The organism is Microbacterium sp. NPDC079176, assembly GCF_040686675.1.
Classification (GTDB): Bacteria; Actinomycetota; Actinomycetes; order Actinomycetales; family Microbacteriaceae; genus Microbacterium.
The window spans coordinates 1-25,171 of record NZ_JBFBLM010000003.1 but is presented as its reverse complement, the minus strand read 5'-3'; the positions used below and the strand labels follow the sequence as shown (position 1 = coordinate 25,171).

General features: G+C 69.6%; 30 protein-coding genes and 1 pseudogene. 13 read left to right on the top strand and 18 right to left on the bottom strand.

Translation table 11 applies throughout. The annotated features are described in order from the left end of the window. Positions 1-4: 4 nt before the first annotated feature. From AB0P11_RS07415 to AB0P11_RS07405, 3 genes are read right to left on the bottom strand one after another with little or no spacing between them, the layout of a single operon-like run. Positions 5-1,309, bottom strand: coding sequence for a glycosyltransferase family 2 protein (locus AB0P11_RS07415; protein WP_363520939.1), 1,305 nt, complete (start codon positions 1,307-1,309; stop codon positions 5-7). Continuing rightward, entirely contained in the window at positions 1,303-2,277 is a 975-nt protein-coding gene (locus tag AB0P11_RS07410) for a hypothetical protein (RefSeq protein ID WP_363520936.1), read from the bottom strand. The genes AB0P11_RS07415 and AB0P11_RS07410 overlap by 7 nt, the downstream gene beginning before the upstream one ends. Beyond that, positions 2,274-3,203 (bottom strand): WcbI family polysaccharide biosynthesis putative acetyltransferase, encoded by a 930-nt coding sequence (locus AB0P11_RS07405; RefSeq protein WP_363520933.1) that lies wholly within the window; start codon positions 3,201-3,203, stop codon positions 2,274-2,276. The genes AB0P11_RS07410 and AB0P11_RS07405 overlap by 4 nt, the downstream gene beginning before the upstream one ends. A gap of 85 nt (positions 3,204-3,288) precedes the next feature. On the opposite strand from AB0P11_RS07405, the gene AB0P11_RS07400 reads away from it, so the two are divergent. Genes AB0P11_RS07400 through AB0P11_RS07380 form a run of 5 tightly spaced genes read left to right on the top strand, consistent with a single transcriptional unit; the run spans position 3,289 to position 7,951 of the window. Further along, entirely contained in the window at positions 3,289-4,389 is a 1,101-nt protein-coding gene (locus AB0P11_RS07400) for a hypothetical protein (RefSeq protein WP_363520929.1), read from the top strand. Next, on the top strand, positions 4,386-5,525 hold the full coding sequence (locus tag AB0P11_RS07395; RefSeq protein WP_072591771.1) for a glycosyltransferase: 1,140 nt from the start codon (positions 4,386-4,388) through the stop codon (positions 5,523-5,525). The genes AB0P11_RS07400 and AB0P11_RS07395 overlap by 4 nt, the downstream gene beginning before the upstream one ends. Continuing rightward, entirely contained in the window at positions 5,522-6,532 is a 1,011-nt protein-coding gene (locus tag AB0P11_RS07390) for a glycosyltransferase (RefSeq protein ID WP_053097650.1), read from the top strand. The genes AB0P11_RS07395 and AB0P11_RS07390 overlap by 4 nt, the downstream gene beginning before the upstream one ends. Beyond that, positions 6,529-7,371 carry a galactosyltransferase-related protein gene (locus tag AB0P11_RS07385; RefSeq protein WP_363520925.1) on the top strand — a complete coding sequence of 281 codons (843 nt, stop codon included), beginning with the start codon at positions 6,529-6,531 and terminating at the stop codon, positions 7,369-7,371. Before AB0P11_RS07390 ends, AB0P11_RS07385 begins: the two co-directional genes overlap by 4 nt. Positions 7,372-7,423: 52 nt before the next feature. Continuing rightward, complete coding sequence (locus AB0P11_RS07380; RefSeq protein ID WP_363520922.1) at positions 7,424-7,951, top strand: hypothetical protein; 528 nt, start codon at positions 7,424-7,426, stop codon at positions 7,949-7,951. A gap of 7 nt (positions 7,952-7,958) precedes the next feature. On the opposite strand, the gene AB0P11_RS07375 is transcribed toward AB0P11_RS07380, so the two are convergent. Further along, on the bottom strand, positions 7,959-8,561 hold the full coding sequence (locus AB0P11_RS07375) for a helix-turn-helix domain-containing protein (protein WP_363520919.1): 603 nt from the start codon (positions 8,559-8,561) through the stop codon (positions 7,959-7,961). A gap of 154 nt (positions 8,562-8,715) precedes the next feature. On the opposite strand from AB0P11_RS07375, the gene AB0P11_RS07370 reads away from it, so the two are divergent. Further along, the gene (locus AB0P11_RS07370) at positions 8,716-9,432 is read left to right on the top strand and encodes an SDR family oxidoreductase (RefSeq protein WP_363520916.1); all 717 of its coding nucleotides are present in this window, start codon (positions 8,716-8,718) and stop codon (positions 9,430-9,432) included. Positions 9,433-9,512: 80 nt separating this feature from the next. Here the strand turns inward: AB0P11_RS07370 and AB0P11_RS07365 are convergent, their stop codons facing one another. The 3 genes from AB0P11_RS07365 to AB0P11_RS07355 form a co-directional block, all read right to left on the bottom strand. Then, positions 9,513-10,508 carry an NADP-dependent oxidoreductase gene (locus AB0P11_RS07365; RefSeq protein ID WP_363520913.1) on the bottom strand — a complete coding sequence of 332 codons (996 nt, stop codon included), beginning with the start codon at positions 10,506-10,508 and terminating at the stop codon, positions 9,513-9,515. Positions 10,509-10,595: 87 nt separating this feature from the next. Then, positions 10,596-11,216: a cyclodeaminase/cyclohydrolase family protein gene (locus AB0P11_RS07360; protein ID WP_363520910.1), complete on the bottom strand. Its 621-nt coding sequence runs from the start codon at positions 11,214-11,216 to the stop codon at positions 10,596-10,598. A 17-nt stretch (positions 11,217-11,233) separates the two neighbouring features. Beyond that, complete coding sequence (locus AB0P11_RS07355) at positions 11,234-11,626, bottom strand: hypothetical protein (protein ID WP_053097656.1); 393 nt, start codon at positions 11,624-11,626, stop codon at positions 11,234-11,236. A gap of 109 nt (positions 11,627-11,735) precedes the next feature. Here AB0P11_RS07355 and AB0P11_RS07350 point away from each other — a divergent pair, with 109 nt between their 5' ends. Genes AB0P11_RS07350 through AB0P11_RS07340 form a run of 3 tightly spaced genes read left to right on the top strand, consistent with a single transcriptional unit; the run spans position 11,736 to position 13,579 of the window. Then, positions 11,736-12,005 (top strand): hypothetical protein, encoded by a 270-nt coding sequence (locus AB0P11_RS07350; protein ID WP_056279522.1) that lies wholly within the window; start codon positions 11,736-11,738, stop codon positions 12,003-12,005. 1 nt (position 12,006) lies between these two features. Further along, on the top strand, positions 12,007-12,735 hold the full coding sequence (locus tag AB0P11_RS07345) for a histidine phosphatase family protein (RefSeq protein WP_363520907.1): 729 nt from the start codon (positions 12,007-12,009) through the stop codon (positions 12,733-12,735). After that, positions 12,719-13,579, top strand: a complete 861-nt coding sequence (locus AB0P11_RS07340; protein WP_363520904.1) for an ADP/ATP-dependent (S)-NAD(P)H-hydrate dehydratase — start codon at positions 12,719-12,721, stop codon at positions 13,577-13,579. Before AB0P11_RS07345 ends, AB0P11_RS07340 begins: the two co-directional genes overlap by 17 nt. Positions 13,580-13,582: 3 nt before the next feature. On the opposite strand, the gene AB0P11_RS07335 is transcribed toward AB0P11_RS07340, so the two are convergent. The 8 genes and pseudogenes from AB0P11_RS07335 to AB0P11_RS07300 form a co-directional block, all read right to left on the bottom strand. Then, positions 13,583-15,247, bottom strand: a complete 1,665-nt coding sequence (locus AB0P11_RS07335; RefSeq protein WP_363520901.1) for an alpha-amylase family protein — start codon at positions 15,245-15,247, stop codon at positions 13,583-13,585. Continuing rightward, on the bottom strand, positions 15,244-16,209 hold the full coding sequence (locus AB0P11_RS07330; protein ID WP_363520898.1) for a TIGR03885 family FMN-dependent LLM class oxidoreductase: 966 nt from the start codon (positions 16,207-16,209) through the stop codon (positions 15,244-15,246). The genes AB0P11_RS07335 and AB0P11_RS07330 overlap by 4 nt, the downstream gene beginning before the upstream one ends. A gap of 93 nt (positions 16,210-16,302) precedes the next feature. Continuing rightward, positions 16,303-16,596 carry a LuxR C-terminal-related transcriptional regulator gene (locus tag AB0P11_RS07325; RefSeq protein ID WP_363521764.1) on the bottom strand — a complete coding sequence of 98 codons (294 nt, stop codon included), beginning with the start codon at positions 16,594-16,596 and terminating at the stop codon, positions 16,303-16,305. Between the two features lie 33 nt (positions 16,597-16,629). After that, positions 16,630-17,523: pseudogene (locus tag AB0P11_RS07320) on the bottom strand (ATP-binding cassette domain-containing protein); the annotation flags it as partial. A gap of 266 nt (positions 17,524-17,789) precedes the next feature. Then, a complete protein-coding gene (locus tag AB0P11_RS07315) occupies positions 17,790-18,800 on the bottom strand; it encodes an alpha/beta hydrolase (protein WP_363520895.1) in 1,011 nt (336 codons plus the stop codon). Next, the gene (locus AB0P11_RS07310; protein ID WP_363520892.1) at positions 18,797-19,495 is read right to left on the bottom strand and encodes a DUF5979 domain-containing protein; all 699 of its coding nucleotides are present in this window, start codon (positions 19,493-19,495) and stop codon (positions 18,797-18,799) included. Before AB0P11_RS07310 ends, AB0P11_RS07315 begins: the two co-directional genes overlap by 4 nt. Positions 19,496-19,576: 81 nt before the next feature. Then, positions 19,577-20,050, bottom strand: a complete 474-nt coding sequence (locus AB0P11_RS07305; RefSeq protein ID WP_230100436.1) for a BLUF domain-containing protein — start codon at positions 20,048-20,050, stop codon at positions 19,577-19,579. Continuing rightward, a complete protein-coding gene (locus tag AB0P11_RS07300) occupies positions 20,043-20,303 on the bottom strand; it encodes a hypothetical protein (RefSeq protein WP_056279511.1) in 261 nt (86 codons plus the stop codon). The genes AB0P11_RS07305 and AB0P11_RS07300 overlap by 8 nt, the downstream gene beginning before the upstream one ends. Before the next feature lie 99 nt (positions 20,304-20,402). Here AB0P11_RS07300 and AB0P11_RS07295 point away from each other — a divergent pair, with 99 nt between their 5' ends. After that, a complete protein-coding gene (locus AB0P11_RS07295; RefSeq protein ID WP_053097674.1) occupies positions 20,403-20,720 on the top strand; it encodes an NIPSNAP family protein in 318 nt (105 codons plus the stop codon). Positions 20,721-20,787: 67 nt separating this feature from the next. Then, positions 20,788-21,141, top strand: a complete 354-nt coding sequence (locus tag AB0P11_RS07290) for a hypothetical protein (RefSeq protein WP_072591808.1) — start codon at positions 20,788-20,790, stop codon at positions 21,139-21,141. 17 nt (positions 21,142-21,158) lie between these two features. On the opposite strand, the gene AB0P11_RS07285 is transcribed toward AB0P11_RS07290, so the two are convergent. From AB0P11_RS07285 to AB0P11_RS07275, 3 genes are all read right to left on the bottom strand, one after another. Continuing rightward, the gene (locus tag AB0P11_RS07285) at positions 21,159-21,671 is read right to left on the bottom strand and encodes a GNAT family N-acetyltransferase (protein WP_056279504.1); all 513 of its coding nucleotides are present in this window, start codon (positions 21,669-21,671) and stop codon (positions 21,159-21,161) included. Between the two features lie 32 nt (positions 21,672-21,703). Beyond that, on the bottom strand, positions 21,704-22,564 hold the full coding sequence (locus AB0P11_RS07280) for a type II CAAX endopeptidase family protein (RefSeq protein WP_363520886.1): 861 nt from the start codon (positions 22,562-22,564) through the stop codon (positions 21,704-21,706). A 129-nt stretch (positions 22,565-22,693) separates the two neighbouring features. After that, positions 22,694-23,344: a hypothetical protein gene (locus tag AB0P11_RS07275; RefSeq protein ID WP_363520883.1), complete on the bottom strand. Its 651-nt coding sequence runs from the start codon at positions 23,342-23,344 to the stop codon at positions 22,694-22,696. A gap of 141 nt (positions 23,345-23,485) precedes the next feature. On the opposite strand from AB0P11_RS07275, the gene AB0P11_RS07270 reads away from it, so the two are divergent. Both AB0P11_RS07270 and AB0P11_RS07265 read left to right on the top strand, forming a co-directional pair. Then, on the top strand, positions 23,486-24,853 hold the full coding sequence (locus AB0P11_RS07270) for a D-alanyl-D-alanine carboxypeptidase (RefSeq protein WP_363520880.1): 1,368 nt from the start codon (positions 23,486-23,488) through the stop codon (positions 24,851-24,853). Further along, on the top strand, positions 24,840-25,171 hold a 332-nt coding region (locus tag AB0P11_RS07265), incomplete at its 3' end, for an MFS transporter (protein ID WP_363520877.1). The genes AB0P11_RS07270 and AB0P11_RS07265, both read left to right, overlap by 14 nt.

The following is a 25,171-nucleotide window of genomic DNA, read 5'->3' as shown; positions in this document are numbered from 1 at the left end:
ACGCTCAGCGGAACCGATCGGGACCGCCCCACCCTCCGACCCATGCCTCCACGTGCGGGTTCGAGCGCAGCAGATGCACGCCTTCCGCACGGACGGTCAGGGTCTCGAATCCCTCTGCCGTGCCCCATCGCGCGGCTCGCCGCAGCGCTCGTCGCGAGTGCAGCACACCGGCGGGCGAGCCGGCGGAGTCGACGAGATCGACGGTGCCGACGTCACCCGCACCGAGGCCCGCGACGAGCTCGGCGATCCCTGCCGACTCGAGGACCACGACCGGGCGGTCGAGCTCCCAGAGCACCCTGGCCTCGGGCTCGTCGCCGTCGATCACGATGCGCGGGTCGTCGATGTCGAGTCCGGACGTCGCATCGAGCATCACGCGCGACCGCGGGAACGCGGTGAGGATCGAGTCCACCGCGATGAACAGCGCCTCCCGGGTGTGCGTGCCGCGCAGCCGGACGACGAGATCCGGGACCGCCGACAGCAGTCCCCGCGGAGCCGAGCCGTCGACCGGGATCGACGAGACGAGTGTCATGGTCTGGGCGTTCGCGCGCTCGAGCCCGGAATCCGTGCGCTCGGCCCACTCGGGCCCGTCGTGCCAGGCCACGGCCGTCGGCACGTGCGCCAGCACGGCGCCGGCCTGCCACATCCGATGCGCCCACTCCCAGTCCTCCCCGCCGTAGGTCGAAAACGACTCGTCGAAGCCGCCGGTCTCCTCGAACAGGCGACGCGAGCAGGCGATCACCGCGCCGATGACGAACCGGTACGAGCGGTCGTCGGCGTCGAGCAGGTCACGGCTGCGTGCGTACTCCTCGGCGAGCCAGGCCGGCTCCGGGAGCTCCCGGCCGATCACCGCCCCGGTCACGGGAGTCTCCGCATCGATGCCCGAGAAGTCGGCGTGGCGACGCCGTCCGACCGTGACCGCCTCGGGAAGCAGCGCCGGAAGACGGGTGAGCGCCCGCACGTACCCGGGTTCCGGGGCGGTGTCGGCATCCAGGAAGCAGAGCACGTCCCCGGTGCTCGCTCGTGCGCCGAGATTGCGTGCAGCGGCGAGGCGGAAGCCCCGGTCGTCCTGCCGCACGAGGGTGACCCCCGGCGGCACGAGGACATCCCCGGCGGAGCCGTCGTCGGCGACGACGATCTCGAGGAGTTCGCGCGGATAGTCCTGCGTCGACAGCGCCGACAGCGTGCGGGCGAGCTCCCCGGGCTGCTCGTAGTGGGCGACGATCACCGACACTTTCGGCAGCGTCTGCGGCCGGACCCCGTCGAGCGAGTCCCACCTGTTGCCGACGACCCACGGGCGCCGTGTCACCACGCCAGCCCGCCCCACCAGCGCACGTAGGCCTCCGCCGCGTCCGGCCACGACATCGGCAGCCGAGTGAGTCCGTGCCAGGTCGTCTCGGGTCGTTCGAACGCCGCCCGCACCGCGGTGGCGAGCTCTGATCCGTCGACGGTCTGCACGGTTCCCGGACGCAGCGCCGCCATCTCGTCCATGTAGCGATTGCGCACGGCGACGGGACGGCGCCCCCAGCCGATCCACGATGCGAGGGACCCCGACGCCGACACATGGCGATGGGCGATCACCGGCACCGACACCGCGCGTCCCCGCCGGGCGATCTCCTCGTCGTCGAGCCAGCCCGTCACGTCGACCTCGACCCCGAGGGCGCCCGCGCGACGGACGAACTCCTCGAGCTCCGCGGCGTGGCCGTCGGACGCCCGGCCGAGAACCGTCATCCTCGTGATGCCCGCGGACGCGGCTGCGCGGGCCGCCTCGTCGTGTCCCTTGCCCGGGTAGAAGTAGCCGAGCACTCCGATCGACGCGTCAGCCGGCGTCCGCGGCACCTCGGGCCGCAGCTCGACGGGCAGCGGGATGCTCACCGCCGGGCCCGTCCACACCCGCTCCTCGCGCAGCAGCGCACGCTCGTGGTCGCTGTTCACCGCCACTCCACGCGCCGCCGCCGCCACCGCCGCGTACGCGGCCCGCCGCCGTGGCAGGTTGCGCTCGCCGTCCGACGCCTGCGGCACATCGTGCAGGGTGACGCTGATCGCGCACCCGGCGGCGAGGTCTCCGAACGCCTGCGCCGCCTCCTCGGGAGAGCGCCCCCAGAGCCGGTCGGTGAAGTGCACGTGCAACGGGGCGCGGTCGTCGTCCGCATCCAGGCCGTGCGGTTCCACGGTGCGGATCGACGGGTCCGCGACGCGGACCGCATCGGCCATCTGCCGTCCGTACATGGCGACGCCGTGCGTCCCAGGGTGGACGAGCAGCAGCGGGGTGACGCTCATCGTGCTCGCCAGACGTCGAGAAGGGGCGCGAGACGGGTCACGGCGGCGTCGACGAACTCCGGGTGCGTGACGTACCACTCGCGGTGAGCGGCACGCACCTCGGCGTCGTCGACCGCAACGCCGTCGACGATCCAGTGCGCGCGCGGCTCGTCCGCCAGCCCCCACGCGTCGACGACCTCCGGCTCCAACGGCGCGCGCACCGAGTTCAGCAGCGGGCGCCCGGGGTCGGTCGGGCCGCCCGTATGGCCGAGCATCTCGAGCATGCGGGCACCCAACGGCATCCACACCGCATCGCCCGGATGATTGACCGTGCGCATGTGATCGGCCGTGACGGAGTCGAAGAGGTCGGAGACCGCCACGTCGGCGCTCTGCTCGCGCAGGCGCAGCGTGTCGATCGACGTCTGTCCCACGGCCCGCACCTCAGCGGGCGCGAGCGCGGCGACGACGGGGATGCCCGCGGCGGCGGCGAGAGTGCGCACGTCGTGGTACGCCACGACGGGCGGATCTCCCTCGACGCCGGGAACCCGGAAGGCGGATTGGAAGGGATGCAGTCCGGCGAAGCGCACCGGGGGCACGGTCATGACCCGGGCATCGGTCACTGCGGCGATCTGCCGTGTCCCCAGCGGCAGATCGCGATAGTCGTCGCGGATCGGCTGGCTCACGACGACGTCGGCGAGGCCGGCGATCTCGTGCAGGCGCGCGGCGTCGACGGCGGTCATCTCGTGCACGGCGGGGACGCGCACGAATCGGTGCTCCGGCGCATCCATCACCACGCGCAGCGACTCGGCCTGGCAGTTGCCGAGGACGACGCCGAATCGTTCGGGAAGCGGGGTGAGCCCGTAGAACTCCGAGTAGTGCTTCTGACGCGCTAGCACCACGGAGCCGGTCGGCGCAACGCCCGTGCGCGGTTCGGGATCGTGGCTCATGATTCGAACGTACCCCCTTCGATCGCATCAGTCGTGCGCCCCCTTTGCTGTGCGGTCACCCCCGTCATCGCGACCCCGCACGTCGATGCTCTGCCCGCCCACGGAGAACCACATCGTCACCGAACCCGCCCTCATCCGCGTCGCCTCGATCCCGGCCACCCATCCCTACGTGCGCGCCATCGCCGACACGGATCGAGTGAAGGTCCTCCCCGATCCGCCCGTTCCCGGCGCAGCTGCGGGCGTCTGGTGGCCTCCGGTGGCTCTCACCCCGCAGTGGCTGGTGTCGCACGCAGATGAGTTCGATGTGCTGCACGTGCACTTCGGCCTCGAATCCTTCTCGCCCGACGAGCTGCGCGAGGCGCTCGAGACCGCGCACCGGCTCGGCCGCCCGGTCTTGTACACCGTGCACGACCTCGAGAACCCGCAGCTGGTCGAGCAGGCGCCGTACCGAGAGCTGCTCGATGTGATCATCCCGTCGGCCGATCGCCTGGTCACGCTCACCGCGACCGCGGCGGACGAGATCGAACGACGGTGGCACCGGAGCAGCGAGGTGCTGGCGCACCCCACTCTGCTCGACGATGCGCCGGTGATCGTGCGCTCGGGCGACGCGACCGTGCGGGTCGGCATCCACCTGCGCGACCTGCGTCCCAACATCGACGCGGAGCGTGCGGTCCGCACGGCTGTCGACGCGGCCGGACAGCTCGCCGAGGCGGGTCGCGCCGTCGACTTCGAGATCCTGCTGAACGAGCGCACGCGGGATGACGAGGCGGCAGCCCGCGTGGTCGCCGCCGCGGCCGACCACCCGTCCGTGCACGTGCGGCGCACCCCGCGGCTGAGCGACGCGGACATCGCCGCGTGGATCGGCGGCCTCGACCTCTTCGTCCTGCCGTACCTGCACGGAACCCACTCGGGATGGGTCGAGCTCTGCCACGACCTGGGGGTCCCCGTGGCCGGGACCGAGGTGGGGCACATCGGCTCGCAGCATCCCGACGACTTCTTCGTCATCGAGCTCGACGACGCGCGGACGCTGGCAGCGGCCGTGTCGCGCGCGTCGGACGCGCCGCCCCGGCCGCCGATGGACACGCGCAGGTCCGAGAGGCTGGCCGAGCGGCAGGCGGTGCGCACCGCCCATGCGCGGCTGTACGCCGAGGCATGTGCGCGCGTCACCGAGGGGGTCCGCGCATGATCGGTCGCGAGCAGCTGCGGGTGCTGGTCGTGGCGCCCGAACGTCATCCTCTTCGCCAACCGCACGCGGGCGGGCTGGAGGCCGTGGTCTGGAACCGCGTGCGCTGGCTGCGCAGCCGCGGCCACCATGTGGAGCTGTGCGCGGCGGAGGGATCGGACTTCCTCGACGCCGACACCGACCTGCACCTGCCGAGTCCGCGGTGGCACCGGGCGCGGGATGCGTCCGACACCGACTTCCCCGAGGGGCACCGCCGTCTCATGACCGACGCCTTCGCCCGAGTGCGGGATCGGCTCGACGCGCCGGAGACCCGCGTCGATGTCGTCGACAACCACAGCCTCCACGGCGATCCGATCCTGTGGAGCCGTGAGATCGGGGTTCCGGTCGTCACGACGCTGCACACCCCTCCCCTCGCCGACATGGTGATCGCGTCGAATGCTCTCGACGGCTCGTCGCCGCACAGGTTCCTCGCGGTCAGCCAGTACACGGCGCGCGCGTGGTCGGCCGAGGGCGTCGAGGCGTTCGTCTTCACCAACGGCGTCGACACCGCACAGTGGAGTCTGGGATCGGGCGGAGGGGACTGGGTGTGGTTCGGCCGGATCGTGCCCGAGAAGGCACCCCATCTCGCCATCGATGCCGCTCGACGCGCCGGCGCACGCCTGAAGCTCGCGGGCCGCGTCGGCGACGCCGCCTATTTCGACCGCGAGGTGCGCCCACGTCTCGGCCGGGGCATCGACTACGTCGGCGCGCTGCGACAGCCCGAGCTCGCCGCGCTCGTCGGGGCCTCATCGGTCGCCCTCGTGACACCGGTGTGGTCGGAGCCCTTCGGGCTGGTGATGGCCGAGGCGCTCATGACCGGCACGCCCGTCGCCGCGTTCGACTCGGGAGGCACCAGTGAGGTGCTCGCCGGAATCCCCGGCACCGCCGTGGTGCCGTCCGCCGACACCGAGGCGCTCGCGCGCGCCGCGACGAACCTGGTCGCGCAGTCGCGCAGCGGACTGCGCCGACGGGATGTGCGCGACGCCGCCTCCGCGCGGCATTCGCTCGACCATCGGCATCGCGAGATCGAACGGGTCCTCACCGTCGCCGCTCAGAGCGCGATGCCCGCCCACGAGTTCGTGGAGGCGGTCGGAGCATGATCGCCTGGTACGTGCACCATCACGGGTGGGGCCACCTGACGCGGATGCAGGCGATCCGCCCGCACCTCGCCGACGAGGTCACGGTGTTCTCGAGCCTGCCTGAGCCCGAGTCCCTGGCACCGCGGACGACATGGGTTCAGCTGCCCTCCGACTCCGACCCGGTCGTCGGGGCCGACGGAGTGCGCCGAGAGGCGCACGAGCTCGGCGATGTCACCGCGAACGGCAGCCTGCACTGGGCACCCCTCGGGCATCCCGGGCATCAGGCTCGCCTCTCGGTGATCGCCGACTGGGTGGCCGTCCACCCGACCGCGGCCTTCGTCGTCGACGTCAGCGTCGAGATCACGATGCTCGCCCGCCTGATGGGCGTGCCGACGATCGTCTTCGCTCAACCGGGCGAGCGCACCGACGCCCCGCACCGGCTCGGATACGACCTCGCCGACCTCATCCTGACGCCCTGGCCGCAGGGAACGATCGAGGCGACGGCGCTCGTCGGCCGCGAGCGCGTGCGAGCGGTCGGCGGCGTGTCTCGCTATGACGGCCGAGCCCGCGTCGACACCGGCGATGAGCACCCCCGTCGCGTGCTGTTCCTCGGCCGCGCTCTCGACCGTGACGGGCTCTCGGAGACCGTCGAGCTGCTCAGAGCGGACGGGTGGGACGTCGAGAGCGCCGGCGCGAACGACGACGATCGGGTCGACGACGTCTGGCCCCTGCTGTGCCGCGCCACGGTCGTGGTGAGCGCGGCGGGCCAGAACAGCATCGCCGACCTCGCCGCCGCCGATGCCCGCGCCGTCGTGATCGCCCAGGAGAGGCCCTTCGGCGAGCAGGAGGACATGGCCCGCGTGCTCGCCGCACAGGGCTTCGCCCAGAGTCTTCCGGTCGATGCGGAGCCCTCCCAGGTCGTGGACGGCATCCGCCGAGCGGCCGAGACCGCTCCCCGCTGGCACGCGTGGCAGGTGCACGGGGCTGCGGCCCGCGCCGCGAGCGCGATCGAGGAGGTGGCGCGATGAGCGTCCGCGTCGCCGTCATCACGCCGGCTTCGATCAACCGTCTCGACCATCTGCAGCGTCAGCGGCGGTTCCTCGACGAGGTGAGCACACCCGGCGTCGAGATCATCCGCATCGAGGCGTGGCTCGATGCGGATGCGCCGCCGTCACCGCCCGCAGCCCGGTTCGTGCATGTGCCGCCGGGCGACCACGGCATGCGCGTCGGCGCGGCGCGGAACGCGGCGGCCTCGCTCGCGCTCGCTCAGGACGTCGACCTGCTGGTGTTCCTCGATGTCGACTGCCTGCCGGGACCGGGACTCGTCGAGCGATATATCGGTGCCGCGCGAACGCACCCGCAGGACCTCCTCTGCGGCCCGGTGACCTATCTCCACAGTGTGCAGCGCCCGTCGACACCGCACGATCTCGGCATCCTGACCCGTCCGCACCCCGCTCGCCCGCTGCCCGCGGGCGACGCCGTCGTCGCGGCGACCGATGACGAGTTCGACCTGTTCTGGTCGCTCTCGTTCGCGGTGACCCCCGAGACCTGGACGCGTCTCGGCGGATTCGACGAGGTGTACGAGGGCTACGGCGCCGAAGACACCGACCTGGGTCGACGCGCACGGGCGCGTGGCATCGGTCTGCGCTGGGTCGGCGGCGCGCATGCCTACCACCAGTGGCATCCGGCAGGCTCTCCGCCCTGGCGCCACCTCGACGACATCCTGCGCAACGGCGCTCTGTTCGCCGCGCGATGGGGCGAGTGGCCGATGCGCGGCTGGATAGACAGCTTCATCGAGGGCGGTGCCGTGGAACCTCACGGCGACGGCTTCCGCCGCGTCGATCGCGCGAGCGCATCCCGTCGCTGAACCGCTCGACGGGAGGTTCGGATGCCGGGGAATCCGCACTACGCTCGGCAGCATGACGGCGTCTTCCCCCGATGAGCACCCGCTGCTTCGCGCGCACCGCACCCTGCGTCCGGGATTCGGCACCGAAGCGGCGGTCTACGGAACGATCCTCGTGAGCGGACTGATCGCCGTCTCGTCCGCACACGGAGAGACGTCTGCCGCGGTGCTCCTGTCGGTCGGAGTGACCGTCATCGTCTTCTGGGCGGCGCATGTCTACGCGAGCGCCGTCGCCCGGCTCGGCCGAGACGATCCCGAGCAGATGGGCGTGCGCACGGCCATCGGCCGCTCGGTGCGCCATTCACTCGGGATGCTGAGCTCGGCCGGGATCCCCGCGCTCATCCTCGTCGCCGGCACGACGCGGGTCATTCCCGACGATGCCGCGAACGACGTCGCCCTGTGGTCGGGAACCGTCATCCTGGCCTTCCTCGGCTATGTGGCCTTCCTCCGTCGGGGCAGCTCCATCCCCGTCCGCATCCTCGGGGCGCTGAGCACGGCGTTGTTCGGGGTGGCCTTCGTCGTGCTGAAGGCGTTCGTGCACTGACGTCCGGTCAGGCCGGCAGGATCACTCTGATCTGCGCGGCGACCTCGTCGACGATCTGCTCGACCGAGTGAGCGATGTTGATCGTGGCGGACATGGTCAGGAACATGACGGCCGAGACGATGCGGGCGAGCGCCGCGGCCTCGTCGGCCGAGACCCGCGTATCACGGGCCATGACGTCGGCGACCAGCTGCTCGGTCTGCCCGGTGAGGGCGAGCGCCTCACCGTGATGCGGTTCTTCGGGGTCGCCGAACACGATCTCACGCAGGTAGGTGCGGCCGTTGTCGATCTGGGTGCGGTTGCATTCGATGACCGGCCGGATCACCGCCAGCACACCCTCGAGAACACCGTCCGCGTCGGCGGCGGCGGCGCGTCCGCGCTCGAGCGCCTCGGCGTACATCGAGTTCTGCACGAGCAGCAGCAGCTCTCCCTTGGTCTTGGCGTAGAGGAAGAGCGTTCCCGTGCCGATGTCGGCGCGATCGGCGATCTCCTGCGTCGTGACGTCGTCCACCCCTCGTTCGGCGAAGAGCTCGCCGGCAGCGGTCGTGATGCGCTCGAGCTTGTCGAGCTTGTTGCGCTCACGTCGACCGAGAGGGCGGGAGTCGACAGTCATGACGTCCTTCGGAATAAATAATGATCACGCTCAGTTCTGATCATAGTCACCAGGGCGTGGGCTCGGTTCGCCCATTCTCCCACGAGCGCCTCATCGATCCACGGTGAAGCCGTGACGGCATCCGTTCGATCCCTCCCACAGAAAGCCCGCCCTCATGCCTTCTCTCTCTGGAGCAGTAGTCCTCGTCACCGGCGCGAACGGAGGGATCGGCACGCACTTCGTCCGCGAAGCCCTCGCGCGCGGCGCCTCGAAGGTCTACGCCTCCGCACGCACGCCCCGCGAGTGGGATGACGAGCGCATCGTGCCGCTCGCCCTCGACGTCACCGATCCGGCATCGATCGCCGCAGCCGTCGCGGCCGCACCCGACGTCACCGTGCTCATCAACAACGCCGGCGCTTCGCCCTCGAGCCCCGGCATCCTCTCGCACAGCGACGAGGAGATCCGCGCGAACGTCGAGACCAACTTCCTCGGCCCGCTGTTCCTCGCTCGCGCCTTCGCGCCGATCCTCTCGGCCCAGCCGCAGTCGGCGCTCATCGACATCCACTCGGCCTTGAGCTGGTACGCCGTCGCCGGCATCTACAGCGCGACCAAGGCGGCGCTGTGGTCGGCGACGAACTCGCTGCGCCTCGAGCTCGCCCCGGCCGGAGTGCACGTCGTCGGGGTGCACGTCGGATACGTCGACACGGCCATGGCGGCGAACGTCACCGACCCGAAGCTCGACCCGGCCGTGCTCGTGACCACAGTGCTGGATGCCACGGAGGCGGGCGAGTACGAGGTGCTCGCCGACGACACCTCGGTGCAGGTCAGGGCCGCCCTGAGCGCCCCGCTCGAGGCGCTCTACCCGCAGCTGGCGCGCACCTCGGAGCAGTAGTCCACACGGCGAAGGCCCCGGGAGCGATCGGATCGCTCCCGGGGCCTTCGTGCGTCCGGATGCTCTGCAGCGATCAGGACTCAGGCTCCCCTGATCACGACCTTGCCGCGGATTCCGCCCCGGGTCAGCGACGCGATGCCGTCGGCGGCCTCCTCGAACGGGAGCACGCGACCGACGATCGGGCGGATGGCTCCCGCGTCGACGAGTTCTGCGATCTGGCGCAGCTGTTCGCCGCTCGCCCGCATGAAGAGGAACGTGTAGGCGACGCCCAGGCGCTTCGCCTGGGCCCGGACCTTGCGGCTGAGCACGGCCATGGCCAGTCGGAGCAGTGGATTGAGGCCGGCTGCGCGGGCGAACTCGGGTGTGGGCGGACCCGAGATCCCGACCGCCCTGCCTCCCGGCCGCAGGATGCGCAGCGACTTCTCGAGGTTCTCGCCGCCGAGGCTGTCGAGCACGACGTCGTATCCACTGAGGACCTCCTCGAAGTCCTCAGACCGGTAGTCGACGACATGGTCGGCGCCGAGCATCCTCACGAAGTCGGCGTTCGCGCCGCTCGCGGTCGTCGCCACCTCCGCGCCCAGGTGCTTCGCGAGCTGGATCGCGATCGATCCGACGCCACCGGCTCCCGCATGGATCAGCACCTTGTCGCCCCGCCGCACCTCGCCGATCTCGACCAGGGCCTGCCAGGCCGTCAGCGCGACGAGCGGCAGCGACCCCGCCTCGTCCATCGTGATCGACGCGGGCTTCAGCGCCACGTCGCTCTCGTCGATCGTGATCCGCTCGGCGAAGGTCCCGATGCGACGATCGCGCGGACGCGCGTAGACCTCGTCGCCGATCGCGAAACGGCTCACGCCGGCGCCGACGCGGATGACCGTGCCCGCGACGTCATGCCCGAGGACGATCGGCAGACGGTACGGCCGGATCGCTCTGAACTCGCCGGCGCGGATCTTCTCATCCAGCTGGTTGACACCCGCCGCCTGCACGCGGACGAGCACGTCGCGCTCGCCCACGGAGGGCTCGGGCACGTCGGCCGCGTGCACGGCGGTGTCGTACTTCGAGAGGACGAAAGCTCTCATGGGTGATCTCCGGAATCCGTCGCAGAATAACGACTGAACTCTATTATGAGCGCACTCAGTTTTCTTGTCAACCGCGGCGAAATGTTCTCAGTCGAGTCGAGAGGACAGCTCCTCGATGATCTGCGCGACCTCGCGTCGCGCATCCGCCAACCGTTCGATCTCCGCGTCGAGGCCGGCGAGCGCGGTGTCGGACGATCCGTGACGGCGTGCGATCTGCAGGTTCGCCCGGATGTTCAGCGACGCCCCCGACAATCCGGCGCCCAGGGCCTCTGCGGCGACGGCGAGATCAACGGCGATGTGAGGGTTGCCCGCCTCGACGAGCACCCGCACGTCGCGCAGCATCCGCACGCCGATGCCACCGACCTGGGCCGCGGACTCGGCCGCCTCGACGGCCGCCTCGCGGACGCGCTCGTCGCGGGACTGGTCGTCGCTGGGCAGTGCGAGGGCAGCTCCGAAGCGTGCCGAGACGACGCCGTCCGCCTCGACCGCCCGCAGCGCCTCGACGCGTCGCCCGGTGAGCGGATCGAGGCGCTCCGATGCTCGAGGGTCGTCATCGGAGTACCCGCCCACCATGCTCATCAGCGAGGCGGCGATCGCGAGCATCACTCCCGACGCGGCGCCTCCCCCGGGAGAACCGGTCGGACGACTCAGCGCGTCGAACCAGTCGTCCATCGGGGTGGATGCGGGGATGTCGGCGGAGTCCTCCATGACCGTCACCCTACGAGCTACGACCAGAGCAGCGGGAGCAGCGACACCACGAGACCCACGAACCCGACGCCGGCGAACACGATCCCGAGGGTGAGGACGACGCGGCGTGCATGCGGCGGCTCCCCCACCCGCGCGTGGGAGGGGTTGTTCGCGCTGACCACTCCGTCGGCCCAGCCGGCCTCCGCGGTCGCCGATTCCTGCCGGCTCAGCGGTCGCTCATGGAAGTCTCCGCCGGCGAACCAGCGGGCGAGCAACGCCCCGTCGCGCTCGATGACGGCGATCTCTGCGGGCAGCCACGGCCCCTCGATCGTCCGGATGAGGACGCCGATCAGCAGCATCGGCAGACCGAGCCCGAGGCCGACCCACGACAGCACCTCGCCGACGAGCGCGAGGGTGTCGAGCATCTGCATGATCTCATCGTAGAGAGTTCGGTTAACCCTCGTCGGCCTCTGACGCAAGGCCCTCGGCACACTCGCTTCGATCGCATAGCGTCGGCCACACGAGAGGGAGGAGCGCACAATGAGCACGAACATCGAGATCGACGGCCGGAATTTCGTGCTGCGTGACGATCGCCCTCTGAGGCAGGTGATGGACGAGATCGAGGCCGCCGCATCCGCAGCGCCGACCTTCATCACCCTGTCGGGCGACGACCGCAGCATCAGCGTGCTCATCCGCCCCACGACGCGCGTGGTGATCTCGGTCGAGAAGGCCGCGCACGTCGATACGACCGGACACATCGAGCCGGACCACGCCTCATGGGATCTCCCGTTCGAAGACTGGGAGATGTGACGTGCAGGAGCTGTGGCTCGTCAGGCACGGAGAGAGTGTCGGCAACGTCGCCGCGACAGCCGCGGAGACCGCCCGCGCCGAGGTGATCGACCTCGCGACCCGAGACGCCGATGTGGCGTTGTCGACCACCGGCGCCGAGCAGGCGCGAGCGCTGGCGGCCGCGTTGCACGGCGGCCCTGTCACGCCCCAGATCGCCTGGTTGTCGCCGTACGTGCGGGCCCAGCAGACGTTCGCGCTCAGCATGGAGGGCGTGGAGGGCGTCGCCGGCGTCGAGCGGGTGCTCACCGACGAACGGCTGCGCGACAGAGAGCTCGGCATCCTCGATCTGCTGACCCGGTGGGGCGTCGCCGCCCGGCATCCCGAAGAGGCCGACCGTCGGGCGCGACTGGGCAAGTACTACCACCGGCCGCCCGGAGGAGAGTCGTGGGCCGATGTGTCCCTGCGCCTGCGGTCGTTCCTGCGAGATGCACTGGCCGACGACGCCCGCGTCGGTCTCGTCGTCGCGCATGACGCCGTCGTGATGCTGCTGGTCGCACTGCTGACCGGAATGGACGAGACGCGCCTCATGCAGTTCGCCTCGACGAACCCGGTGCTCAACGCCTCGGTGACGCGGCTGCGCCTGGACGGCCGGCAGTGGCAGCTCGAGGACTTCTCCGACGTGCGCCACCTCGCACAGCTGGGCGCCGACATCACCGTGCACCCGGGAAGCCCCGATGTCGGCCCGGGATGAGCCGACGCGGGTGACGCCGCAGCTGCTGCAGGAGTGGGGTCTGCCCGACCCCGGCGACTCGAAGAAGTCCCGCGGCACGGCCATGATCATCGGCGGCTCGCCTCTCTCGGCCGGCGCGGTCGTGCTGGGCGGAGAGGCCATGCTGCGCGTCGGAGCGGGCAAGGTCGCGGTCACGACCGACGCCTCGGTCGCGGATGTCGTGCGGATCGCGTTCCCCGAGGCCGGGGTCTACGAATCGCCCGATCCGGGCGAACCGATGACCGACGACCTGCGCAGCGCCTGCGAAGGAGCGGATGCGGTGCTGGTCGGGCCCGGGCTGGACGACCCCGACGATGCCCTCGGGTGGCTGCGGCGGCTGGCGGGCCACGACATCTCCTGCCTCGTGGTCGACGCCTTCGCCGTCGGTGCACTGCGCGACGTGCCGCGCTCGGATCTTCCGGCGTCCCTGATCGTCAACGCCAATCTCGACGAGGCCGAGCTCCTGCTGGGCCGCCCCGTCGACGACCTCTTCTCGGAGCTGCCGGGACTCGCTCAGGAGCTCGACGCCGTGATCCACTGCTACTCCGCCGTGGTCTCACCCTCGGGCACCGCATGGCGACTCGACGACGGCGGCCCCGGCCTCGGCACGGCCGGATCGGGCGACGTCGTCGCGGGCGCCATCACCGGCTTCGCCGCCCGAGGACTCGCCCCGGAACGCGCCGCCGTCTGGGGAGCATGGGCGCACGCCCGCGCAGGAGACCGACTCGCCGAGCGCAGGGGTCTCGGCTACCTCGCCCGCGAGCTGGTGCGCGAACTCCCCGCCGCCGTGCTCGACGCCGACGGGGCTCGAGGCGACGTCGACTGAGCCTCAGGTCACGCGTCCGTCGCCCGGTCGCGAGACCCGGAGCCAGCGGTAGCCGTATGCCGGCACCTCCAGTTCGACCTCGCCGTCCGGCCCCAGCGCGATCTGGGCGGGATCGAGCAGATCGACGAGCCTCGTGCCCTCAGGCTCGTCCTCCACCCGGAACGACGTGGTGACCGGCACCTCGGCGAAGTTGTGGAGGGCGATCATCCTGCCCACGTCCGCGGCGAGCGAGTGCGCGAGGAGCGAGGCGGCCGGCTGGTCGATGATCTCGAGCGTTCCCCAGCCGAGTTCCGGCGAGATCCGATACGCCGAGGTGAGCGCCCGCACGAAATACAGCATCGACTCGCGGTCACCCAGCTGCGCGGCCACGTTCACGTGCTCCGGCGCGTACCCGTCGGACGGTGGCCGAGCGACGAGCCGGCTGGGCGCGGCATCCGAGAATCCCCCGTTCTTGTCGACCGACCACTGCATCGGCGTCCGCACCGCTTCGCGGCCGGGGATCTCGATGTTCTCCCCCATGCCGATCTCCTCGCCGTAGAACAGCACCGGGGTGCCGGGCAGGGTGAAGAGCAGGCTGTAGGCCATGCGGATGCGACGAGGGTCGCCCTCGAGCATCGGAGGAAGGCGGCGGGTGATGCCCCGCCCGAACACGCGCTGGCGCTCATCGGGCGCGAAGGCGTCGAACACCTCCTGACGCTCGCTGTCGCTGAGCTTGTCGAGGGTCAGCTCGTCGTGGTTGCGCAGGAAGTTCGCCCACTGCACCTCGGATCCGAGCACGGGTCGAGCCCGCAGCGCCTCGATCAGCGGAGCGGGGTCCTTGCGGGCGAACGACAGGTACAGCGACTGCATCCCGACGAAGTCGAACTGCATGGTGAGCTCGTCCTCATCCTCACCGCCGAAGTACTGCACCTGCTGGTCGTAGGGCAGGTTGACCTCGCCGAGCAGGATCGCCTCGCTCGACCGGCGCTGCAGGAAGCGGCGGATGTCGCGCAGCAGATCGTGGGGCTCGGGGATGCCGGAGCCCTCGGGGATCTCGAGCAGGAAGGGCACCGCATCGACGCGGAAGCCGGAGATGCCCAGCTGCAACCAGAAGCCGATGACCTTCGCGATCTCGTCACGCACCCGAGGGTTGGCGATGTTCAGGTCGGGCTGGTGCTCGTAGAAGCTGTGCTGGTACCACTGCCCCGACTTCTCGTCCTTGCCCCAGATGCCGTTCGCCTGCCCGGGGAAGACGGCGTTCTTCTGTCCCTTCGGAGGTGCGTCGTCACGCCACACGTAGTAGTCGCGATACGGCGAATCCACGCTCCGTTTCGCGGCGACGAACCACGGATGCCGGTCGGAGGTGTGGTTGATGACCAGGTCGACGATCACCCGCATCCCGCGGTCCCGTGCAGTGCGGATGACCTCGACGAAGTCGCCGTGGTTGCCGAGTCGCGAGTCGATCCCGTAGAAGTCGCTGACGTCGTAGCCGTCGTCGCGGTCGGGCGTCGGATAGAACGGCATCAGCCACAGGCAGGTGACGCCGAGCTGCGAGAGGTAGTCGATGCGCTGGGAGAGGCCCTGCAGATCGCCGACGCCGTCGCCGTTCGAGTCGAGGAACGTCTCGACGTCGAGGCAGTAGATGACTGCGGTCTTCCACCAGAGGTCGCTCGTGTCGGTGATCTTCACAGTCGCTCCTTCAAGGCGGGGATGAGCTCGGATGCTGCGGCGTCGAGGTATCGGGACTGCTCGGAGCCGACGTGATGCAGGTAGACGCGGTCGAACCCGATCCGAACCAGATCCGCGATGCGGTCGGCCAGTGCGGTCGCGTCGTGGTCGATGAGGACGGCCTTGCGGAGCCCCTCCTCATCGATCCCGACCAGCGCCGCCTCGAAGTCCTCCGGCTGCTCGAGATCCCAGGTGACCGGAGGCGCGAGCAGTCCGTTCCGCCACTGCTCGCGCGCGATTCCGAACGCCGCATCGTCGCTCTCGGCCAGGCTGAGATGCACCTGCAGGATGCAGGGACCCGTGCCTCCTGCACCCCGGTAGGCATCGACGACGCGCTGCAGTGCGGCCGGTTCCTGCGCGACCGTCGCGAGGCCCTGCGCCCACGACGCCGCCCACTCCGCCGTCTCGGCGCTCACAGCGGTCGCGAACAGCGGCGGCGGTTCAGCCGGTCGGCTCCAGACCCGCGCGCGATGCACGCGCACCAGACCGTCGTGGTCCACCTCCTCTCCCCCGATCAGTCGGCGGATCACGTCGACGCTCTCGCGCAGTCGGTCGTTGCGGATGCTCTTGTCGGGCCATCCGTCGCCCGTCACGTGCTCGTTGACCGCTTCGCCGCTGCCCATCGCCGCCCAGAAGCGGCCGGGGAACATCTCCTCCAGCGTCGCGAACGCCTGCGCGATCATCACCGGGTGATACCGCTGACCCGGAGCATTGACCATGCCGATCGAGAAGCGGGTGCGGGCGAGCGCGGCGGCGATCCAGCTCAGGGCGAAACCCGACTCGCCCTGAGTCGTGGTCCACGGTGCGAGGTGGTCGGAGCACATCGCCCCGTCGAACCCTGCGCGCTCCGCCTCGACCACGGCCTCGAGCAGGGCGCTCGGGGGGATCTGCTCGTGCGATGCATGAAAACCGATGAACACCATGCGCCGAGTCTGGCAACGAACAGCGCGCGGCGGCAGTGGTGGACACTCCGGAACGAGTCTGGCAAGATGCGACGCCCGGACCGGCCCGCGGTCTCAGCTGCCCGGGCTCACGATCCCGAGTTCGTAGGCCAGGATCACCGCCTGGACGCGACTGGGTAGATCGAGCTTCACCAGGATGCGGCCGAAATGCGCCTTGACCGTCGACTCGCTCAGATGCAGCGTCTGCGCGATCTCGCTGTTGGTGAGGCCGCGCGCGACCTGCAGGAAGACGTCACGTTCCCGCTCGGTCAGCGCCGAGAGCGCGCCCTCACGGGCCCCGGGGTTCGGCGGCGCGAGGTGCGGCAGGGCGACCTCGATGAGCTTCGCGGTGATGCGGGGTGCGACCACCGCATCCCCGGTGGCGACCGTGCGGATCGCGGCGACGAGCTCGGCCGGTCTCGTGTTCTTGAGCAGGAACCCGGCGGCCCCGGCCTGCAGGGCTCCGAAGGCGAACTCGTCGAGATCGTACGTGGTCAGCACCAGCACCCTGGTCCGCGGCAGACGCGCGGCCAGGTCCTGCGTGGCCCGGATTCCGTCGATCCCCGGCATCCGCACATCCATCAGGATGACGTCGGGGGTCAGCGCGATCGCGGCCTCGACGGCGGAGGCGCCGTCGGCCGCTTCGCCGACCACGTGCACGTCGTCCTCCGCCTCGAGCACGAGACGGAGGCCGTAGCGGACGAGCTCCTGGTCTGCCGTCTGGGTCATCTCGCTCATCAGATGCGACGACAGCAGCACCGTCTTCCCCTCCCCCGCCAGCTGCCGCAGCAGAGCCCTGATCCACAGGATGCCGTCGGGGTCGAGACCGTTCACCGGCTCGTCGAGGATGATCGTCTGCGGATCCCCCAGCAGGGCGGCGGCGATGCCCAGCCGCTGGTTCATGCCGAGCGAGAATCCCCCGACTCGCCTGTCGGCCACGGCATCCAGACCCGCGATCCCGATCACCTCCCGCACTCGGGCCGCACCGATCGCGTGCGTGGCGGCGATTGCGAGCAGATGCTTGTAGGCGGTGCGGCGTCTGTGGGCCGACCGGGCGTCGAGCAGGACGCCCACCTCGCGCAGCGGCGCGGGCAGATCGGCATAGGGGCGACCGTTCACCTCCGCCGTGCCGGCCGTCGGCCTGTCCAGACCCACGATCATTCGCATGGTGGTGGACTTGCCGGCCCCGTTCGGCCCCAGGAATCCGGTGACCGTACCCGGTTCGACCGTGAAGTCGACTCCGTTCACCGCCACCCGCTCGCCATAGTGCTTGGTCAGAGACTGAACTCGGATCATGTCGCGCCTTTCGTCATCTTCGACGCTACGAACGGCCGCACACGGGCACATCGGGCTGCGGTCCTGAACAGGGCGAGCGGGCAGTACCTGGGTCTACAGAGTCCTCGCTGCGTGTCGCGTTCTTCGGACTCATCGTCATCAGCCTCTTGGCGCTGTTCTTCTCGCGCGGCATCCCTCAGGAGATCGAAATCCGTCGACGACGCGAAGACAGAGTCGTCGACGGATGACGGGGTCTGATCATTCCGCGGCGAGCGCCGCCCGCCGGATCAGGCGGTGTCCGCGTGCGGCAGTGCCAGCTCCACGAGGCTCACGACGAACTTCCCCGGCTCCTCGAGCATGCAGAGGTGGGCGGAGTTCTCGAACCAGACGACGTGCGTCGACGGAGTGGACACGCGTTCGATCCACCGTTCGACGGGTGGCGTGGGAGTCGTCCAGTCATGGCGTCCGAGGAACTGGAGCATCGGCACGTCGAACGCGGTCCTGTCGCTCGCGTCGAACGACAGCAGAGCGGGCAGCACCTGCGGCATGGTCACCTGCTGCCCGACGCTGATGAGTTCCACCTCGTCCTCCGTGTAGTACGGCGAGAGTGCTTCGGAGTCCGTGAAGTACGCGGACTCCGACCGATAGGCAGACAGCCCGCCGTAGTGCTGCGCCCACCTCCTGCACGTCACGATGCGCTCCAGCGTGAGCGGCTGCGCTCCGGGATACTCGCCGAGCGACTCGAGTTCGGCGACGGCGTCGTCGTTCTGATCGGCGATCGCACTGCGCATCGCGAACGCGAAGCTCTCGGCCTCGTTCTCGGGGCCGGAGATCACCTGCCCGACCCCGATGTAGGCCCAGAGCAGATCGGGTCGCCGCTCAGCCACCGTGATGCCGATGATCGTCCCCCAGCTATGGCCGAGGACCCCCACCCTGCGCACGCCCAGTTCGCGCTGGAGCCACGTGATCAGCTCCACGAGATCGTCGACGTACCGCTCGACGCTCAGGTCCATCCCGTCATGCGCGCCGACCGCAGACCTGCCGCTGGCGCGCTGGTCGTAGTTGACGACGGTGAAGTAGTCCTCGACAGCGCGCTGCCAGATCCACGACGACGGCAGAGCGGGAAGCGCCGGTCCGCCGTGGCAGACGACGAGGACCGGGTTGCGGGCATCCCGACCTCGGATCGAGACGAACTGCGCGACACCTCCCAGCTCGACGTACGCGGTGCGATCGATCGCGTCGGGGTTGGGGATGCGGCACAGATCCGCGATGACGGCTCGGCCTGTGTCGTCGGTCATGGCAGCCAGAGTAGCCGTCGCCTTCTCGCCCGGACGAGGAGCAGAACCCCGCCCCCGAGCACGGCGATGCCCACGCCGATCGCGAGCCATGCGTCCCGAGCGTCGAGTCCCGTGGAGGGAAGAGTTGCGATGAACGTGTTCGTGAAGACGAGGCCGATGGTCTGATCGGAGACCGTGACCGTGGTCGATGTTCCGGGAACCTCTTCACCGTCGACCGTGATCCTCGTCTCGGTCGCCCCGCCCGTGTCCGTCTCGGTGACCACGCAATCGCTGCCCGAGGGCACTCCCTCGATCTGCGCCGTCGCTCGGTCCGGTCCACCGATCTCGTACGACGAGTCGAGGACGACGAGGCCGGGTTCCGGGTGGGACGAATCGATGAGCACGCATGTCACCTGCACCGGGAAGAGCCGGGAGACGGCGTCCGCACCCGATCCGTCGACGATCTTCGTGATGCGGAGATCACCGGTGGTGAACACGTTGGTGCTCGCCACAGACGTCTGATCCGAGGAGTCCACATCCGGGAGCGGTGCGAGCTCCGCTGTGGTTCCGGCGACGGCGTCGCCTGCCTGTGCGCCCTCGGTCACGACCAGGGTGGTGTAGTCGGCATCCGCCGGATCGGTCTCCGTGACTCCGCACTCGGCGCCCTGCGGAAGCTCGGTCCACGTGATCGTCTCTCCATCGGCGATCGCCCTCACCCTGCCGGGGTGACACCGGGTGGTGGCGCGGCGAGCGTGCTCATCCGCCTCAGATGACGGCTAGCGCGCCTCAGATGACGGCTAGCGCGACCGGGCTTCGCTCTCGATGGGCTGCCGACTGGCCGACTCACGCACTCGGAACCACAGCGTCAACTCCATGATCGCGCGACCGATCATGTCGTGATCGCCCATGCGGAGATCGTCGAACGAGTCGCGATATCCCGAGGCCGTTCCAGGCTCGGGAGCGACGAGGGACTGATATCCCATCGTCCAGTCCCGGAAGCGCCGTTCGTGCAGCGGTTCTTCGATCAGCACGCGGACATCCGTGTGGCGCGGGTCGCGGCCGATCCGCTCCATCAACGCCTCAACGTCAGACCTGGGCCCCTCGAGGATCTGCACGAACTCTCCGCCGCGGTAGAGCAGCATCCCGGTGATGTCGCGGTCGCTGTTGCGGGCGCGACTCACCGCCAGCAGTTCACCGAGCTCGTGTTCGCCGAACGGCTGCGTGGCGCTGCTGCAGTAGACGAGCGAGACGAGCGGATTCTGTTCAGTCATTCCGCACCCCGTCCCTGCCGTGGTGAGCGGACCGATGCGCGCTGACCTCGACGGTGGCCGTCACCGCTGCCATCGCTCGATGGTGGTCCGCGAAGTCGCCGATGGAGCGCGAGGCCGCATCGAATGCGCGCCAGACGCCGTCGGACAGACGGTCGACGTAGCCGAGGAAGGAGCCGTCCTGGCTGCCCACGTAGAAGCCGTCTGCCACGCTCGCCCAGAGCGGGCGAACAGGCGTCGGCGATTGATCACCCATACTCTCAGCGTACCTTCGAGATTCCGGGCGGGCTCCGGATCATCCTCCAGGCGGAGTGACGATCGGAACACGCGGTCCGGCTCTGGCAGGATCAAGGACATGATCACGGTTCACCTGCGCTACGAGATCGACCCCGACAAGCTCGACGACTTCACCGAGTACGGCCGGGCATGGATCCGTCTGGTGGCGAAGCACGGCGGGACCCACCACGGCTACTTCATGCCGAGCGAAGGCGACAGCGATGAGGCGTTCGCGCTGTTCACGTTCCCCTCGTTGGCCGAGTACGAGGTCTACCGCACGGCATCGAAGACCGACCCCGAGTGCATCGAGGCCTTCGAGTTCGCGCGCAGGACCCAGTGCATCCGCCGCTACGAGCGCCGCTTCCTCAGCCCCGTCTTCTCGGCCGACGCCGACTGAGGAGGATGCTCCCGCCCGGTGCGTCAAGGGGGTTCGACGGTGCCGCTCTCCGTCCTAGCGTCTGCGCATGGCTATCGAACTGAATCACCCCGCCCTCCGACACGCCCGCTCGCTGGTCCGCGACGGCAAGGTCGTCCGCGACGAGCGCGACGACTGGTCGGAGGCCGCGCCCAGCGCTGACGACGAGAACCGCTTCATCGAGCAGCACGGATGGACCGAGTTCTCCCACTGGCACCTGGGCATCGACAAGAGCGAGAACCCCGAGACGAAGGAGGCGTACTCCTTCCCCTTTGGGGATCTCCGCTCGGTGCGCCGCTCGGGAGTCATCTCCGGTGAGAGCCGTGCCGGGCAATACGACCACACCGAGATCCGCGACGAGCTGCGCAAACTCCTCGAGCTGATCGACGCCGACCGCGACTAGCTCGGACTCCGGATGCCTCAGTCCGAAAGCGACCGTTTGCCGGGATGTTCGGCCCCGCCCGTGGCCACGGGCCGCGACATCATGATCTCGATCCGTCCGTCGGGGAACGTCTCGCTCGCCCCATCGGGCGTGAATCCCAGGCGCGTGTACGCCGCGATCCCCCGGGGGTTGCTCTCCATCACACCGAGATGGATCGTGTCCGCTCCGCGGGAGGAGACATAGTCCACGCAGGCGACCATCAGCGCGTCGACGGCTCCCTGACCCCGGTGCGCCGGTGCGACCCAGACCCCGTTGACCACCCAGCGGCCGCTCATGTCGTAGACGCCGCCGATCCCGACGTCCTCGCCATCGATGCTCGCGATGAATGCTCCGGGATGAGTCGAACGGCTCCGCCAGACGTCGTCGCCGAACGCGGACTCCCGCTGCAGCGTCGACCCGAACATCTCCGGGGACTCTGCGAGCGCGGCCAGCCGAAGGTCTCGGTAGCGTTCCCACGTCGCAGACGGCGCCGGAGTGATCGTCACATGCATGCCAGAAGCCTGCCAGAGCGCGGGACGCGACGTCAGATCCGGTCGCTGACTACGGCCCCCGCGTCGTCGCTGAGCGCGTTCCGCTTGTCGCGTCGGCTCTCCCGAATGACGCTGATGACGCTGATCGCCAGCAGGATCAGAAGCAGGCTCTCCACGTACCCGAGTGCTCCGGTCCCCGAGTCGTCCGCAAGCGAATGCTGCGCGGGGACCGATGCGGACGGAAGCCCGACGTCGGACCCGACGTAGAGGACCCAGTCGGTGAGAGCGTGAATGAGCATGGCGACCCAGATGCGTCCGGTGACGCGACGGATCCAGTAGTAGGTGGCGCCGGCTGACATCAGGGCGGCCACATTGAAGGCGATGATGAAGAGCGGCAGACCGCTGAACAGGTAACCCGGAATATGGGCGAGCGCGAACACGAAGCACGTGAGGAGGAACACGGCGAACTCGCCGAAGTGCGCGCGGACCGCTGTGAGCAAGACGCCCCGGATCACCAGCTCCTCACCGAAGCCGACCATCAGCGTTCCCAGCGCCACGACGACCAGGAAGCCGAGCGAGCGCTCAGCCCAAGGCACGTCGAACAGCTCGACCACCGGCACGGCGAACGCGAGCACGGGTATCGAGATCAGCCACCACCGGCGAGGGGTGAGGGTCGGGGTCGGTCGCTCCCTCCACACCTCGGCACCCCCGCCTGCCCACCGCAAGAACAGCAGAACGCCGCCGATGCCCACAGCCAGGGGGATGAAGTGACCGAGGGAGAAGTCCGCCAACGAGCCGTCGTCGCCGACCAGCCCGCTGAGGAGGTTGCCGAGCCCCCATGCGCAGAGAACGTAGAAGACCACGACCCCGAGTGCGAGCCAGATGCTGCGGGGACGTCCGATTGCGGTCTTCATCCTGAGGCTCCCCTGATCCGGCGGCGGCGCCCCGTCGACGCCGCATGAGAGCGAGCTTCCGGTCTCCGAGGCAATCCTAGGGTTGCGGAACCTCCGCTCGTCGTTCGCCGACTGACGCAGAGAGGTCGCTCACCCCTTCGGAGCGAACGAGCCCAGAGCCGACCGATACTGCGCGCTGTCGCTGCGCACCTCATCGGTGACCAACAGCGCGTGAGGGCCGATCTGTCGCACGTGCAACTCGCGGCACGGGATGGTCACGACCTTCAGCAGGCCGCGACGCCAGGCATCCGCGAGCGGCTCGACGTCTCGATGCTCGGGACTCTCGGCGAGCGTCGTCGGTCGTGTCTCGACGTGAGAATCGAAGCCGCGGCGCTCCCAGTCCCGATATGCCTCATCGTCGAAGACATCGCCGCCGAACTCGTCTCGCCATGCCGGCCCGACGAGCTCGCGCAGAAGGCGCTCCCGCTCCGTGGAGCTCAGATCTGAGCTGAACACCGCATCGAGCAACCCTCGGTCGGGTTCGACGGCGGCGTGAGCGAGCACGTCCTCCCAGATCCGCGACCAGGCTGCCGACCATCGGTCGCGGGTGACGGCATCCACCGGGTTCGCCGCAGCCGCGGGCGTCTCGATCAGCCTCGGCGGCAGCGTCTCGCCGACAGGACGCAGATCGTGCGCCTCTCGAATCCAGAGCAACTCGAGCAGGAGCTGTGGTCTGTCCTCCACGGTGATGGACATGTCGTGCGGCCAGGGGTTGCCCGGCATCGGAGTCGTCGATCGCATCCCGTCAGTCCATCGGATCGCCGTGCGGCTTTCAACCGGTTGCTGTCCCCCGAACGGCGGATACCGGAGGATGCCGGCATACGAGAGGATGGCCTTTTCTGCGGAATGCGAGCGACGGGTGGACGCGATGAGGGGCTCTCGATGACGGCACCCTGGCAGCCGGTGGATGGGCTGTCCGATTTCGCGGAGCTCATGGCGCATGAGCAGGAGTTCAGCGGTGATCGGGTCGACCCCGCGGTGCGCAGAAGACGCCGGCGACGAGGACTCATCATCACCGCCGTCTGCGTGGTCCTGTTGCTGGCCGTGACCGGAGGGTACGTCGGGTGGGCGCTCACGGCTCCGGTGGATCCGCCGGCCGTGACCGCACGCGCACCGCAGGTCCCGGTCGGCGACGCGGCTGCCGTCGCCACGCATACGGCTGCGGCATCGGCGATCAGCGTGTCCGGCGCCGACGCGTACCTGGGCGAGGGAGCGAGCGGCACGTGGTCGGTGACGGGGACGGGCGAGCCGCTCCCGATCGCGAGCATCACCAAGCTCATCACCGCCCTCGTCATCCTCGACGCGTCACCGCTCGCCTCCGCAGACGACCCCGGACCGACCATCACGTTCGGCAAGGCCGATCACGACCTCTACGACCAGTACTACGTGCAGGGCGCGACCATCGCTCCGATGCCCACCGGCACCTCGATGTCGTTGCATGATGCCCTGGCCGTCATGCTCATCCCCTCCGCGAGCAATTACGCCGACGCGCTGTCCTCCCGGATCTTCGGGTCGCAGAGCGCTTTCCTCAGTGCGACGCGCGCCTGGCTCGCATCCCACGGCCTCACCGGAACGACGGTCACCGAGCCCACCGGCATCAGTCCGCGCAACACGAGCACGCCCGCCGATCTGCTGGCCATCGCGAAGCTCGCCGCCGCGCATCCGGCGATCGCTCGGATCGTCGCGACCCCCTCGGTCTCGATCCCCGGCGCCGGTCAGCTGATCAACACGAACGCCCTCCTCGGCACCGCCGGTATCACGGGACTGAAGACCGGCAACCTCGGCGAGGGCACGCACAGCCTGCTGTACACGGCGACGCTCGACGTGGGCGCGGCCGATCCGCTCGCGATCACCGGCGTCGTCCTCGGCGGATCATCGCGCGAGTCGGTGAATGCCACCGTGATCGCCGAGCTCGAGAGCATCCGCTCCGGCTTCCATCAGGTGCCCGTCGCGAGCGAGGGCCAGGAGATCGGAACGATCTCGACACCCTGGGGGTCCACCGCCACCCTGGTCATCGGCGAGGACGCATCGATCTTCACCTGGTCGGACACGCCGATCGAGCTGACGATGGACATCGACACCCCTCCCACCTACCGCGACGGCACGGCCGTGGGGACCGTCACCTGGACCGCCGGACCGAACACCGTCACTGCCCCGGTGACCATCTCGGGGACCATCGATCCTCCCACCGAGTGGTGGCGCCTCACCCACCCGTCCGAGCTCGGCTCCGCGACGGATGCCGAGGGCTGAGGCCGCTCGACCGCGCATCGGAACGCTGCGTGCCGACCTTCGGACGAAAGTCGAAAGATCGACCGATCGGCCTCCGCCTGCGTTCTCCGGCTATACGATCTGCATCGAGGCGCCAGGCCCGATGTGCTCTGCGGAAGGACAGCCGGATATGTCAGCAGACCCGATGACCTCTCGACCTGAGGCGCCGAGATCCGGCCCCGTATCCGCATGGGCGCCGCTGGCCATCCCGGCGTTTCGGGTGCTGTGGTTCGCGCAGCTGGGCAGCAACATCGGCACCTGGATGCAGACCGTCGGCGCGCAGTGGTACCTCGTCGACGC